Source organism: Acinetobacter sp. WCHA29 (genome assembly GCF_002165335.1).
GTDB lineage: Bacteria > Pseudomonadota > Gammaproteobacteria > Pseudomonadales > Moraxellaceae > Acinetobacter.
Window position 1 is genome coordinate 66,467 of sequence record NZ_NHRQ01000004.1, and the last position, 14,849, is coordinate 81,315.

The window sequence follows — 14,849 nt, forward strand, 5'->3', positions numbered from 1 at the left end:
TTATGTATAAATCGAACACATTGGTGCTGCAAACATCTGCAACATCATTATTCAAAATCACTGTACTCACTTCTGCTCTAACTGCGTTGGGAATCACGACAGGTTGTTCCTCAACACCACAATCAAACAAAGTATCATCATCTAAGCAAGTTGGTTCAGGTTATTTAGATGCAAGTAGTTTAGATTCTTTAGAAGATTTATTATCAGCTACCGATATGCGCGCTGTTGAAGGTGATCGTTTATTGGTACTGAAACACGGTGATGTGTGGAAGCGAATGACGGTTGGATTCAAAATGGATTTAAACCATTGGGATTCTCGTATTGAAGCACAACGTAGTTGGTTTATTTCTCGTCAACCATATTTAGATCGCTTAAGCGCGCGTGCCAGTCGTTATTTGTATCATACGGTTAAAGAAGCTGAACGCCGTGGTATGCCAACCGAATTGGCTTTACTTCCTGTTATTGAAAGTTCTTACGATCCAGCTGCAACCAGTAGTGCAGCAGCAGCGGGTTTATGGCAATTTATCCCAAGCACGGGGCGTATTTATGGTTTGCAGCAAACCAGTCTATATGATGGTCGCCGTGATGTGGTTGAGTCGACACGCGCTGCTTATGAGTTTTTAGGTAGTTTATATAATCAATTCGGTTCATGGGAATTGGCTTTGGCTGCTTATAACGCAGGACCGGGTCGTATTCAACAGGCGATTAACCGTAACCGTGCAGCAGGATTACCAACAGATTACTGGTCATTAAAACTTCCGCAAGAAACCATGAACTATGTTCCACGCTTCTTGGCGGTTGCTCAAATTATTAAAAATCCAAGTGCCTATGGCGTAAGTTTGCCGCCTATCGCAAACCGTCCACACTTCCGTGAAGTTGGTTTAGCTGCACCTTTGGATATGAATCAAATTGCTTCAATTACAGGCTTAAGCCGTGCGGAATTGTATGCTTTGAACCCTGCTCATCGCGGTGAAACCGTTGATCCAATGAGCCCAATGCGTATTTTAATTCCTGCAGATTTAAGTCCGTCAGTCGATGCGAAATTACGTTCTGGAAAAGTAAGTTCAGGTGGTTTCTGGGCAAGCAATAGCCAACCACCTGCAATGAATAACAATACATCTAATGTCGCTACTACCACAGTTCGAACCAATATCAACTCAGGTCAGACGATTACACCGTCAACTAAGACACCACCGCCTTTAACGGCAAGTAATACAGTAGTAACGCGCCCAACAACATCAACGCTGACTAAAACCAATACACCACGAGGTTCTGATGCATTAGCTTCATTTGCTGCTGCTGCCGATGTACCTAGTGCCCCGCGTATTCCCGTTGCGATTACACCAGCGGAAAATGTAAAGCCAGTTAAGATTGAGCCACCGATTTCGGTTAAAGAGCGTGAACAAATTATTGCCGCTGTAAAAGAAACCGGCGAGAAGAAAACAGTTACTCAAGTATTAGAACCACAAGCGACACAAGCAGAAAAAGACCAAGTCGTTGCTGAAATTAAAGCAATTGCACCTCAAGGTACAGAAATTGTCGATCCATTTGATGGCAAGATTAAATTAACAGCAATTCAAACTAGCCAATCTGTTGCTGATCAGAAAGGCGTTGAGGTCAGCAAGGGCTTTGCTTATCCAAAGAACTTAGTTGAAGATGCAGCGACAGCAAATAGTGAAGATGCCAAACGCAATCAAGGAAAGCCGTATATTAAAACGGATACAGATGTTGTTGTGGTTGCACCGAAAGGAAAACGTAGCACTTATGTCGTGTTACCAGGCGATACCTTGGCTTTGATTGCACAAAAAAATGGTGTCAATTGGCGTGATATCGCAACGTGGAACCAGATTGATCCGACTGGAACTTTATTTGTAGGTGCAAGCCTGTATTTATATGATGCAAAACCACAGGTTGTTGAGGCTGCAAAAGTCGTTGAGCGTAAACCTGAGAGTTATGTCGTACAATCAGGGGATAATCTTACCAATTTAGCAACCCGTTTTGATTTAACTTTAAAACAGTTAGCAGACTATAATAATTTATCAGTGACAGATAATTTATTTGTTGGCCAAAAACTAACGCTCAAAGAACCAAAAAACAATCCACGGAACACTCAATTAAACGCACCACAACAGTCAGCGCGCACTGTCGAAAATAAAGCAACGACGATGCAAAAGGTAGCCACGAAATCTTATACAGTGAAGCGTGGGGAATATTTAAAACTGATTGCTGATCGTTATGCTTTATCTAATCAAGAATTGGCTGATTTAACTTCTGGTTTGACTGCAAGCAGCAATTTATTTGTTGGGCAAAAAATTAACGTACCGCTGCATGAGGTTTCAAAAACAGAAGAAACTGTCGAACCTAAAAGTGCGGTTAAATATGAAAATGTAACAGCATCAAGTCACTATAAGACAGAGTCCTATATTGTACAGCGTGGTGATACTTTATCGAGTATCGCAACAAAATCTAAAATTACATTGAGTGAATTGGCTGAACTGAATAACTTCAAAGCCAACAAAAGTGTTCGTTTAGGGCAAGTTTTAAAAGTGCCAGCAGGTTCAACGATTCCTGAGCAATATGTCGTGCAATCTGGTGATAGTCTTAATGCGATCGCAAATAAATATCAGCTTACTGTGAATTATATTGCTGATCTAAATGGTTTGGAGCGCACAGCAGGTGTTCGCGTTGGACAAAAGCTAAAACTCACAGGTGATGCACCAAGCAAAAATAATCTCAGTGCAAATAGCAAGTTAAAAGAGAAAGAGCGTGAAGAAACTGCACCAGATGTTTATACCGTAAAATCAGGTGATACTTTAAGCAACATCGCGAGTCGTTATTATTTACAACTAGATTATGTAACTGCTTTAAATGGTCTATCTCGTGGTAGTAGTGTTCGTGTTGGGCAAAAGCTAAAACTTACGGGTGATGTACCAAAAGCTGAAAATAGTAAAAACAGTGCCAAGTCTACGCCAAGCAAGAATACTGAAAAATATACGGTGAAGGCGGGTGAGTCTCTAAATAGTATTGCGAATCGTTTTGGACTGTCTGGTCGTGAATTGGCTGAGTTAAATGATTTGAAAGCCAATGCAAGTTTGCAACGTGGTCAAAGTATTTTAGTCCCTAAAACAGTGACTGAATACAAAGTAAAACGTGGTGATACTTTGATTGGTCTAGCAAGTAAATATGGTATGGACACCAGTGCATTTGCTGAAATGAATGATCTCACTCCAAGTACACAACTACGTATTGGTGATGTGATTAAAGTTCCAAATCTGTAATTAGGAATGAATCAATTTGTTTTAGTTAAAAGGCTTAGTCTATTCTGTGGGCTAAGCCTTTTTGCTCAGTTCGCATGCGCTACTATGCAGACGACACCTTATTTAGCCATGCATGTTCAACCCAAATATGCAAAGTTAAATGCGATGCCTTATGCCAATCCGAATGCACCTAAAGGGGGAATGCTAAGTCAATCTAGTTTAGGCACATTCGATAATTTAAATAGCATGAATGGCAAAGGGAGTTCTACGGAAGGTGTAAATTATCTTTTTGATAGTTTAATGGATCGTGCTTTAGATGAGCCACGCGTCATGTACCCATTATTAGCTGAGAAAGTGAGTTACGATCCTGATCATCTTAAAGATGTGATCTTTCATTTAAACCCTCAAGCCCGTTTTAACAATGGTCAGCCCTTGACCGCAGAAGATGTTAAATTCACCTTTGACACTTACCAAACCAAAGCCAATTTAGGCTTTCAAATGTATTTGTCTGATTTAGCAAAAACAGAAGTGATTTCTAAGTATCAGGTCAAATTTATTTTTAAGTCCAAGAATAATGTGGAAATGCCACTGATTTTGGCGAGTCTACCGATCTACTCAAAATTGGATTGGAAAAATAAAGATTTTACACGTGTGACATTGCAACCGATTGTAGGTTCAGGGCCTTATATTGTTGAGCGAATTGATGCAGGGCGGAGTATCACTTATAAACGCAGTCCAAACTATTGGGCCAAGGATTTGCCAGTCAATAAAGGACGGTATAATTTTGATCGACTCAAATATGTGTATTATCGAAATTTAGATGTTAGTTTTGAGGGTTTTAAATCTCGCCAATTTAATTTATATGAAGAAAAAAATATTCGTAATTGGATGACAGCTTATCATTTTCCCGCCGTGCAAGCAGGTCAGATCAAAAAATACAAAGCACGTTTGGGGACACCGCTCGATATTCAAAGCTTGGTATTTAATATTCGTCGTTCACCACTGAATGATATTCATCTTCGTAAAGCACTTACGTATGCTTATGATTTTGAATGGCAAAATAAAGCTTTATTCTTTAATCAAAATCAGCGTTTACAAAGCTATTTCGATAATACTGATCTGGCTGCAACAGGTCGACCCAGCGCCGCAGAATTAAAAGTCTTGAAACCTTTCTTCTCTCAACTAAATCCAGTCATACGACAAGGTGTGTTAGCAGATTGGCATTATCCTGTTTCTGATGCTAGTGGTTTCAATCGGCAGAATTTATTGGTTGCACAAAAGATTTTAAAAGATGCTGGCTATGTGATTCGTCGTAATCAATTATATGATCGGCAGGGTAAAGCGGTTCGTATTGAATTATTAATGCAGCAAGAAAACCCACAACGTGAGTTGATGCCTTTTGTGCGTAATTTGAATCGTTTGGGAATCCAAGTTAACCTCAGACAGGTGGATGTTCCGCAATATGTGGAGCGAATCCGTCATCAGGATTTCGATATGATGATGTTGAAATTGCCACAGACATTGACACCCGGTAAAGAGCAAGCCCAGTTTTGGGGGAGTGCTGCTGCGGATGAAGCAGGAAATTATAACTATTCAGGGATAAAGAACCCTGTAATTGATCAGATGATTAACAAAATTGTCGCTGCAAAAACCCGAGAAGAAGTAGTCCTGTATACTCATGTACTCGATCGTTTATTGCGTGCAGGTTATTATCAAATTCTGACCTACGGTAAACCTGAGCGATGGTTTGCTTATTGGGATATGTATCAGCAACCGAAAATAAAACCGAAACTTTTTGTAGGATGGGAATATTGGTGGGTGGATCGTGTAAAAGCTAATAAACTCGATCAACCAATACGAAAATCTGACTTAAAATAATGAAGGATCTTATGAGATGGTTCACTATATTCTGAAAAGAATGTTATTGATGATCCCGACATTATTTTTCATTGTGTTGATTAACTTTATTATTGTCCAAATTGCGCCAGGTGGGCCTGTCGAACAAGCCATCCAACAAATACAAAATGCACAGGGTTTAGGTACAGGAGCAAGCGCTTCATCTAGCCTAAGTAACTTGGCGCAATATCAGGGCGCACGTGGTCTCAGTCCTGAAATGATTGATAAAATTAAAGCACAATATGGTTTTGATCGTCCTGCACATGAGCGTTTCTGGTTGATGATCAAAGGCTATTTAACATTTGATTTTGGTACAAGCTTTTTTAAAGATAAACCTGTTACGCAATTGCTTTATGAAAAACTGCCTGTCACTTTATCGTTAGGGTTGTGGAGCACTTTCCTGATTTACCTGATTGCCATTCCACTTGGCATCAAGAAAGCAAAAAAGAATGGTCTGCTGTTTGATCAATCAACTTCGCTGTTATTGGCTGTGAGTTATGCCATTCCATCTTTTGTTTTTGCGATTCTGCTCATCGTTTTTTTTGCAGGTGGGAGTTATCTACAGTGGTTTCCATTACAAGGACTAGTTTCTGAAAACTTTAATCAGTTAAGTTTTTTCGCCAAAATAAAAGACTATCTATGGCACATGAGTTTGCCGATTCTGAGTATGGTATTGGGGAGTTTTGCTGCACGAACCTATCTGACCAAATATTCTTTTGTTGAAGAATTAAAAAAACCGTATGTTCTGACGGCACGATCAAAAGGTTTAAATGACAATCAGGTACTTTATGGGCATGTTTTTCGTAACGCCATTTTAGTGGTGGTTGCAGCTTTGCCCGAAGCATTGGTGGGTATTTTCTTCGTCGGTAACTTATTTATCGAGATCATTTTTAATCTCGATGGGATTGGCTTGTTGGGTTTTGAAGCAATCACCCAACGTGATTATCCTGTAATTTTTGGAACTTTGTTCTTATTTACCTTATTTGGAATGATTTTACGTTTAATTGGTGATTTGCTTTACCAAATGATTGATCCTCGGATTGATTTTGAAGCGAGGGGTGGAAAATGATGTCACCTCTGATGCGCGCACGATTTCACCGTTTTGGACAAAATAAATTGGGCGTTCGTTGTCTCATTCTATTTTTAATCATTTTTATTTTGTCATTATTTGCTGAGATTATTGCTAACGATAAACCTTTGTTGGTTCGTTATCAGCAGTCTTTTTATTTTCCTATTTTTAAAGACTATCCAGAAACCACGTTTGGTGGTGTCTTTGAAACGGCAACAGATTATCAAGACCCTGCGGTAAAACAACTAATTCAAAATCAAGGCTGGATGATTTCTCCACCCGTTGCATTTTCTTATCAGTCACCAAATCTTTCGCTTACTGTACCAGTTCCCTCCAAACCGAGTTCACAAAACTGGCTTGGAACGGATGATCAGGGACGAGATGTATTCGCTCGTATTCTCTACGGTTTGCGTGTTTCTCTCCTATTTGGCTTTGCTCTGACACTTTGTTCCGCCGTGATTGGTGTTATTGTCGGTGCAATTCAGGGTTATTACGGTGGTTGGATCGATTTAATTGGGCAACGTGTCTTAGAAGTATGGGGTGGTTTACCTATGCTTTTTATCGTCATGATTTTGGTCAGTATGTTTAGCCCTAGTGTCTATTGGTTGTTTTTAATCATGTTGTTGTTTGGTTGGACAGAATTAGTGGGTTTAGTCAGAGCAGAGTTTTTGCGTGCCCGAAATTTTGATTATGTTCGTGCGGCTCAAGCCTTGGGTGTTCGTGATCATCAAATTATTTTTAAGCATATTTTACCCAATGCCATGAGTTCTAGCTTGTCACAAATACCTTTTATGTTGACCGCCAATATTATCGCTTTAACTGCATTAGATTTTCTGGGTTATGGTTTACCACCAGATGCTGCTTCACTTGGGGAGCTATTATTACAGGGTAAAAATAACCTAGATTCACCTTGGTTGGTACTTTCAGGATTCTTTACTTTAGCAATTGTACTTTGTTTACTGATTTATATTGGGGAGGCGGCGCGTGATGCATTCGACCCAAGACGATAATACGGTTTCAAATCCAGCTTTATTAAGGGTTAAGCAACTCAGCATTCACAATGAAACAGGACATCGTCTTGTGAAAGATTTGAGTTTTGATGTTTACCCTGCACAGACTGTTGCGATTGTGGGAGAAAGTGGGTCTGGTAAATCAATCAGTGCTTTGGCTTTATTGGGATTGTTACCTAATAATCTAACAGTACAAGGACAAGTTGAGTTTGCAGGTCAAGCGCTGTTGTCTTTAAGTCCAATTCAGTTACAGCAGATTAGAGGCAAGCGGATTGCCATTATTTTCCAAGAACCAATGACTGCATTAAATCCTTTGCATCGTGTAGAAAAAATGATGGCTGAAAGCTTGATTTTGCAAGGTGTTTCTACAGTGGATATTCGACAACAGACGCTTTCTTTATTGCAGGGTGTTGGGATTGCTGAAGCAGCGCAAATTCTTAAATGCTATCCACATGAGTTGTCGGGTGGGCAACGACAGCGTGTGATGTTGGCCATGGCTTTGGCTTTAGAGCCAGAGATTTTGATTGCGGATGAACCAACAACAGCATTGGATGTGGTTTTACAGACGCAAATTTTAGCTTTATTAAAAAAACTACAACAGCAACGAAACATGGCGATGATTTTGATTAGCCATGACTTAAATCTGGTTAAGCAATATACAGATCATGTGGTCGTGCTGAATCAAGGTCAGGTAGAAGAGCAGGGTAGTACGACTGAAATTTTTACACATCCCAAAACTGCATATACACGAAATTTACTCAATCACGACTTTGGACAAGCTCTATCGCTAACGCCGAGCGAGACATTACTTGAACTAAAAAATGTCACGGTCAAATATCCTATCAAACGTGGTTTATTGAACCAAATTAAAGCGTATAAGGTCGCAGCGGACTCAATACATTTCAATTTGTCCAAAGGCGAGGCTTTGGGTATTGTTGGTGAGAGTGGTTCGGGAAAATCATCATTGGCTTTAGCGATTGCACGTTTGATTTCAAGTGAAGGCGAAATTTGCTTGCAGTTTCAAAACTTAAATCAACTCAATCAAAAACAACTTCGCCCCCTACGCCGTGATTTTCAAATTGTATTTCAAGATCCATTTAGTAGCCTAAATCCTCGGATGTCTGTTGAACAAATTATTGCGGAAGGGCTTCACCTTCAAAATATTACTAAGCAACGATCTGATGAGGAAATTGATGACGTTTTAACGAAAGTTGAACTCTCTTTGGAGGATAAAAACAAATATCCGCATCAACTTTCAGGTGGTCAACGACAAAGGGTCGCACTGGCACGCGCTTTAGTTTTAAAACCGAAGCTGATTATTCTAGATGAACCAACTTCTGCCTTGGATCGAGTAACACAACGTTCAATCATTGCGTTGTTGCGTCGTTTACAGCAACAGGAGCAGATTAGTTATTTATTTATCAGTCATGACTTGCAAGTCATTAAAGCCTTGTGCCAAAAAGTCATGGTGATGCATCATGCGAAAGTATTGGAATATCAAGCAACAGCACTTTTATTTAGTCAGCCTCAAACAGCGTATACCCGTCAATTGATTGCCGCGAGCGAATATTAGCATTGAAATTAAATTGACATATGATATTGTCAGTTTATCGGAAGAACGCTTGACAGTTACAATAATCAGATTAAATTAGAGCAAATACTCTAATGAAGACAGAGGATGACCATGAGTCAGATTGCAGACAGTATTCAAATTCGTAATACCACATTTAAAAACCGTATTATAAAAGGGGCAATGAGTGAAGCACTTGCTAATCACGAAGGGCAGCCAAATGAATTGCACATAGGCTTGTATGAGGCTTGGGCAAAAGGTGGTTTAGGTTGTGCGATTACAGGCAATGTGATGGTCAATATTGCTGCCAAAAATGAGCCTGGCGTGGTTGCGATTGAAACTGAACGTGACTTAGCAAAATTAAAGCAATGGGCTGATGTTGGTAAAAAATATGGCATGGTGCAGTTGATTCAATTGTCTCACCCTGGTCGCCAATGTCCAAAAGGTTTGAATAAAGAAACTGTTGCGCCATCGGCAGTTCCTTTTAGTCCAATGCTTGCAGCAATGTTTGGAACTCCTCGAGAACTTAAACATGAAGAAATCTTAGATATTATTCAACGTTTTGCAACAGCCGCAGCAGTGTGTGAAAAAGCAGGATTTGAAGGTGTGCAGCTTCATGGGGCTCATGGTTATCTGATTAGCCAGTTCCTATCTCCATTAACCAATAAACGTACCGATCAATGGGGTGGTTCGATTGAGAATCGTATGCGTTTCTTGGTGGAAATTTATAAGGCTGTCCGTGCTGCAACATCAGAAAACTTTATTATTTCTGTGAAACTTAATTCAGCTGATTTCCAACGTGGTGGAATCACAGAAGAAGATGTCATTACTGTATTCAAAACCATTGATGAAGCTGGTATTGATATTATCGAAATCTCAGGTGGTACCTATGAAGCACCTGCAATGGCAGGTGCTAAAGCTGAATCACGTAAAGCCAGTACCATTGCACGAGAAGCGTATTTCTTAGAATTTGCTGAAAAAATTCGTCAGCATGTGGCGTGCAAATTGATGGTAACGGGTGGTTTCCGTACAGTAGCAGGAATGAATGCAGCACTTCAAAGTGGTGCATGTGATTTTATTGGTATTGCTCGACCACTTGCAGTGGAAACGGATCTTACTGATCGTTTAATTGCAGGCAATGATGTACGTTATGCCGTGAATAAAATTAAAACAGGGATTCCTTTTGTTGATAAAATGGCAATCATGGAAATTATTTGGTATGCGGCACAATTTAAAGCGATTGGGCAGGGTAAAAAACCAAATCCTAAATTGTCACCTTTAATTGTGTTTTTGAATTATGCAAAAGGCAATATCAAGGCTGTTGTTAAAGGTCGGGTGAATTCGCGTAAATCAGCATAACTGAATTACCACGCCATCGTCCAATAAGATTGAAACGTAGAAGCAGACCATTGTCCTTTGATTAAAGATTTTTTAAAGGCTGGTCTGTTTTCTATTTGAGCTAAATAACGCTGTATATGTTTACATTGATGGTTGTTTTGTGCGCAAGCAAATAATGGAAACCACATCAAAATATCTGCAACCGTAAATTGATCCCCAGCAAACCATAAATGATCTTTTAAATACTTATCAATTATGGTTATTTGTTGCTGTAACGATGGATTTAAATAGCCTTGATCAAATCCATATTTTAAAAATTTTGAAACGAAGCGAATAGGAAATGGTGTACGTTGTACAATTTGGTGAAAAATTTGTTTGAGTAATAGGTCTGGAATAAATGTGGCTTCACAATAATTTTTCCAATAATAAAAACTTTGAAGTTGTGATCCTAATAATTTAGTTTGCCCTAATTGGGGATATAGATAAGACAAGTAATCAATAATCGCTGAAGTTTCGGCTAAGATAAAAATTTGCTCTTGATTTATTATTTCAACGGTAGGAAATTTCGATAATTGATGCGGTGAATTTTTCTTTTGATCTGTGTTTGAATGGTGGTTGATGACTAACTCGTAGGGAAGTCCTAATTCTTCTAAAAACCAAACGATGCGCTGAGAACGTGAATTTTGTAAGTGAAATAAACGGATTTGCATATTAGGTTTAAATTTATGGTTTTGATCTATTTTTAGTATAGGGTAGAAAATATGCTAAGAATAATAAAATAGATTTTTCAAAATAATTATTTTGTAGCAGCTCTATTTATAAATAACCAATAAAAAAGCCACTGTCTTAAAGATGCAGTGGCTTTTTTGAATTTGGCGTCCCTACGGGGATTCTGATTGTCAATATAAGCGTTTGTTTTTAAATGTTAAAAATAATTTATAAATCTATTTATACCGTTAGATGTACTGTTAAATATAACCCCATAGGATAAAAGAAATAGAATGATTGGCTAGTCTTTATAAGCTCTGTATCATAGACCTAAATGTAAACGGAATGTTTACTTTTGTAAAAAAAACTTTGGATTTAAAGAGAGGGCTTATGACTGACCTATTCAATGAAATTTCTGCATATCATGTTAGATGTTTAGAAAATAATATCTTAAGCTATCGTGAAGGTGTAAAGGAGGAGTATTGTGATATAGAGGAAGTGATAAGTATATTGGGTATAAATAAACTAGAGCTTTGGAAGCTAGTGGCGCAATCTCAATTGACTCCTTGTTTCTTATGGGATGGTCTATTAAGCATTAGTATTGATATGAATTTTGCTGATTATAATGAAAAATTTAGAAAAGGAACATTTAACGAATCCAGTTATTTAGCGGATAGACGACTTGGAGATATTCATTGCCCTTGTTACGTTAATTTTCGTGGATATATCACTCCTGATCCTACAGAATCATTTGTAAGTAATCTAATTGATGATACACCTATAAAATTTTCATTGAGTAAAATACGTCTGACAGCAAACCTTACACAAAAAGAAAAAATAATTTTACTGGGTGATGAGGGACAAGAACGAGAGATAGAGAAAAATTTAAATTTTTATAAAAATCAAACGTACACTATTTATAGGAAATCCAATGTAAAAGAATTTGATTCAAAAAAGTGTATGTTTTTAAAAAGCCAAGCTATTAAATTTAAAGAAGGTATTGCAAATGTTGTTGAGGAAACTACAGGGAAAAAGAAAAAGATTAGTGATAAAGAGTTATTCAAACTAATTATTCCTACGGTAATAAGATATATGCGTTTAAAAAACCATAGAGAAAAGCCTAACCAGATGAGCGGTGATAAAGAGGGCATAAAAAAAGATGTACTTGAATATGTAAAGCAGGATATTTCTCTGGAATTTTTAGTACCTAATTTTAGTAATAATTGGCAAAAAGTAATAAATAGCATGGATGAAGGTCAGTCAATAATTGATAAAATTTTTGAAGAAGATATAGATGTATTGTGACTTTAAACCTTGATCCTTTTTTTTTTGTGGTTTTTGATCAAGATGAAGCTAGAAAACATTTGAATAAATCTTGCAAAATAATCCTAGTCATTAATTAAATGATTAATTAAATCAATCATGTAGGATTATTTATGAATATTGATAATGTTGTTGGTAAAAGTAACTCTTTTCCTTTAGATGTGGTGCAGTGTGAATTGCCACAAAAGGGGTTGATTAGTGCAAAGGAAATGTTACCTCTCTTGCCTATTAAGCGGTCTACCTTATGGAAATGGGTAAAAATGGGCACTTTCCCAGCTCCTGTTAAAGTTAATACATTGACTAGATGGCATTGCCATGAAGTACATGAATGGCTTGCTCAGTTCGACAAACCAACTATTTCGGAACAGGGGAATAGTTATGTTTCATAAAAACGATAGCAGTAATATAACTGCTCTGCCAACCGAAGAATTAAAGGTAAAAAGAGAAAGTGAAGAGCATTTAAATCCTGATAAGAAAGACCTTGGCAGACACGTGTATGGGGCTTTATGCTCCACAATTGATCGCTTTATTTATTGTGAACCTTATCAAATCACAACTGGTGCTTTATGGGTAATTGGTACATGGTGTGTGCCTGCTTTTAAAGTAGCCCCAATTCTGGCTATTACAGCATTTACCAAAGGAGCTGGAAAATCTCAGCTACTCAATTTAATAGGTTGCTTATGCCATAATCCTGTTTCTACAAGTAATATAACGCCAGCAGCATTATTTCGTTATATAGAGCAACACAAGCCTACGGTACTCATTGATGAAGCAGATACTTTTTTAAATAGAAGTGAAGATTTACGAGGTATTGTAAATGCTGGGTTTGAAAGTACTGGGAGTGTAATTCGTTGTGTGGGGCAGGATAATGAACCGACTGAATTTAATGTGTTTGGTCCAAAAGCAATTGCTGGTATTGGTAATTTACCATCTACGATTGAATCCAGATCAATTGTGTATAACATGTACCCCAAGCCCAAACATATAAAAAAGGAAAATTTGCGTAAAGCAGATAAAAGTGATTTTGAAAATGTTAAGCAGCTTCTAGCACGATGGTCGAGTGATCATATTGAATTACTAGCAACGCATGAACCTCAAATGCCTGATATATTGAGTGACCGTCAAAAAGATTGTTGGGAACCTCTATTATCAATTGCTGAGTTGCTCGGTGTTGAAATAGCACAAGAGGCAAGAAATGCAGCCATAGAGATTTGTAAGATTAATTCTGATGAACCTCATGTTAATGAATTGATGTTATTTGATATCAGAAGAGTATTTGCAGAGCAGAAAATAGATCGTTTATCCACTATAGATTTAATACATGCTCTATGTGAGGATGATGAAGCTGCTTGGAGATATTTGAATAAAGGCGGGAAGATCACACCTCGTCAGTTAGCTCAGATTCTTAAACAGTTTAATATCTCATCAAAACAAATCCGTTTTGGAGAACAGACAAAGAAAGGGTATGACATTGCAGACTTTCAAGAGTGTTTTTCAAAGTATCTGCATCTGTAATAGTCTACCAACAGAAGCTCATTTCATAAGAAAAGTATGAGCTTCTGTTTCTTTTGGATTGTAAGAAATAAAAAATAAAAACATAAGCTTAAGTTAAAAGTTTCGTTGTTTCTTAATCTTTCGCTATAGAGATGAGTTCACGAGCAAATGCCAATAACTGTTGTTTATTGACTAAGTCAAGATGATAGAAAATTCTGTTAAGTTCAGCTAGTTCTTCTGTTTCGGCATAAAAAAATGATAGAGGTTCATCAAGCACCTGTGCAATGCGTTCAGCAGTGTTGGGATCAGCGATATGTACAGCTTTTTCATATCTATTAATCCGTGTACTCGCAACAAATTCATCTAACCCAATTAAAAGACCTAATTTTTCCTGTGTAATTTTATTACTTTTGCGTACCATTTTGAGTCTGCTACAGAACCTAGATTTTGCATCTTGAGTCATAAGTAAGAATATTATTGCGAATGTTCTTACGAATTTCGTATATTTAAGAATAATTTTTACTGCGTAAAACGTAGTTTTCGGTGTAAAATAAAATTTAGAAAGACATATGTGCATCATAAGGAAAAAAGAAGTAAAAATGAGTGATCAAGAATTTGTACGAAAAGCTTTTATATCAGCAATAGATAATTTACATAAAGATATTGGAAGAAGAACTAATAAAACTGAAGAAGCTCTAATCTATGCTTCTATCCGTTTAAGCCTGTCAGTTTTTGTCGCAGGAACAAATAAAAATAGTAACTCTATTGGTCGAGCATGTTCAATTGCTCTATTTAGAAGTTTAGCGATAGATTTTGATGAAAGTCATGATTCTATATCTACTGCATTTCGTAACAGATTGGGGTATTCTCAAACAAATTTAGATGAACAGGTCATAAAATCAATCGATCGAGTTAATAATGACTCAATCTATAATTCAAGTACTATTAGAGCAATGATTATTGGTACAAGAATTTTCTTGTATGAATTAGAAATTGATAAATTAAAAATAGTATTAAAGGGTGAATTTAATAATACAATACGTATGGTTATAGATTTATTGAATCAAGCTGCTAAGGTATATTTTTATGATGATAAAGATTTATTAGAAATGGCTAATCTATTTTTAAAAAAATATACGAGTAGTGAAGTTGAAGATTTAGAATCAATAATGTTTATATGTTAA

Annotated in this window: 12 protein-coding genes; 10 read left to right on the forward strand and 2 right to left on the reverse strand. The window is 37.3% G+C overall.

Features of this window, described 5'->3' with window-relative positions:
- The first annotated feature begins 2 nt into the window (after positions 1-2).
- From CDG59_RS04270 to CDG59_RS04295, 6 genes are all read left to right on the forward strand, one after another.
- On the forward strand, positions 3-3,278 hold the full coding sequence (locus CDG59_RS04270) for a lytic transglycosylase (RefSeq protein WP_087543818.1): 3,276 nt from the start codon (positions 3-5) through the stop codon (positions 3,276-3,278).
- Between the two features lie 6 nt (positions 3,279-3,284).
- On the forward strand, positions 3,285-5,135 hold the full coding sequence (locus tag CDG59_RS04275; protein ID WP_087543820.1) for an extracellular solute-binding protein: 1,851 nt from the start codon (positions 3,285-3,287) through the stop codon (positions 5,133-5,135).
- A gap of 16 nt (positions 5,136-5,151) precedes the next feature.
- Complete coding sequence (gene yejB / locus CDG59_RS04280; RefSeq protein ID WP_087543822.1) at positions 5,152-6,222, forward strand: microcin C ABC transporter permease YejB; 1,071 nt, start codon at positions 5,152-5,154, stop codon at positions 6,220-6,222.
- Entirely contained in the window at positions 6,222-7,232 is a 1,011-nt protein-coding gene (locus CDG59_RS04285) for an ABC transporter permease (RefSeq protein ID WP_087544014.1), read from the forward strand. Before yejB ends, CDG59_RS04285 begins: the two co-directional genes overlap by 1 nt.
- A complete protein-coding gene (locus CDG59_RS04290) occupies positions 7,210-8,805 on the forward strand; it encodes an ABC transporter ATP-binding protein (protein WP_087543823.1) in 1,596 nt (531 codons plus the stop codon). Before CDG59_RS04285 ends, CDG59_RS04290 begins: the two co-directional genes overlap by 23 nt.
- A 111-nt stretch (positions 8,806-8,916) precedes the next feature.
- Positions 8,917-10,161, forward strand: coding sequence for an NADH:flavin oxidoreductase/NADH oxidase family protein (locus CDG59_RS04295; RefSeq protein ID WP_005157766.1), 1,245 nt, complete (start codon positions 8,917-8,919; stop codon positions 10,159-10,161).
- A 5-nt stretch (positions 10,162-10,166) separates the two neighbouring features.
- Here CDG59_RS04295 and CDG59_RS04300 read toward each other — a convergent pair whose 3' ends face one another.
- The gene (locus tag CDG59_RS04300) at positions 10,167-10,850 is read right to left on the reverse strand and encodes a glutathione S-transferase (protein ID WP_087543825.1); all 684 of its coding nucleotides are present in this window, start codon (positions 10,848-10,850) and stop codon (positions 10,167-10,169) included.
- Positions 10,851-11,193: 343 nt separating this feature from the next.
- On the opposite strand from CDG59_RS04300, the gene CDG59_RS04305 reads away from it, so the two are divergent.
- The 3 genes from CDG59_RS04305 (at position 11,194) to CDG59_RS04315 (ending at position 13,686) form a co-directional block, all read left to right on the forward strand.
- Positions 11,194-12,153, forward strand: coding sequence for a hypothetical protein (locus tag CDG59_RS04305; RefSeq protein WP_087543826.1), 960 nt, complete (start codon positions 11,194-11,196; stop codon positions 12,151-12,153).
- Positions 12,154-12,284: 131 nt separating this feature from the next.
- The gene (locus CDG59_RS04310) at positions 12,285-12,560 is read left to right on the forward strand and encodes a helix-turn-helix transcriptional regulator (protein WP_087543828.1); all 276 of its coding nucleotides are present in this window, start codon (positions 12,285-12,287) and stop codon (positions 12,558-12,560) included.
- Positions 12,550-13,686 carry a DUF3631 domain-containing protein gene (locus tag CDG59_RS04315; RefSeq protein WP_171294982.1) on the forward strand — a complete coding sequence of 379 codons (1,137 nt, stop codon included), beginning with the start codon at positions 12,550-12,552 and terminating at the stop codon, positions 13,684-13,686. The genes CDG59_RS04310 and CDG59_RS04315 overlap by 11 nt, the downstream gene beginning before the upstream one ends.
- Positions 13,687-13,798: 112 nt before the next feature.
- Here CDG59_RS04315 and CDG59_RS04320 read toward each other — a convergent pair whose 3' ends face one another.
- A complete protein-coding gene (locus CDG59_RS04320) occupies positions 13,799-14,086 on the reverse strand; it encodes a helix-turn-helix domain-containing protein (protein WP_264754462.1) in 288 nt (95 codons plus the stop codon).
- 178 nt (positions 14,087-14,264) lie between these two features.
- On the opposite strand from CDG59_RS04320, the gene CDG59_RS04325 reads away from it, so the two are divergent.
- A complete protein-coding gene (locus tag CDG59_RS04325; protein WP_143225211.1) occupies positions 14,265-14,849 on the forward strand; it encodes a hypothetical protein in 585 nt (194 codons plus the stop codon).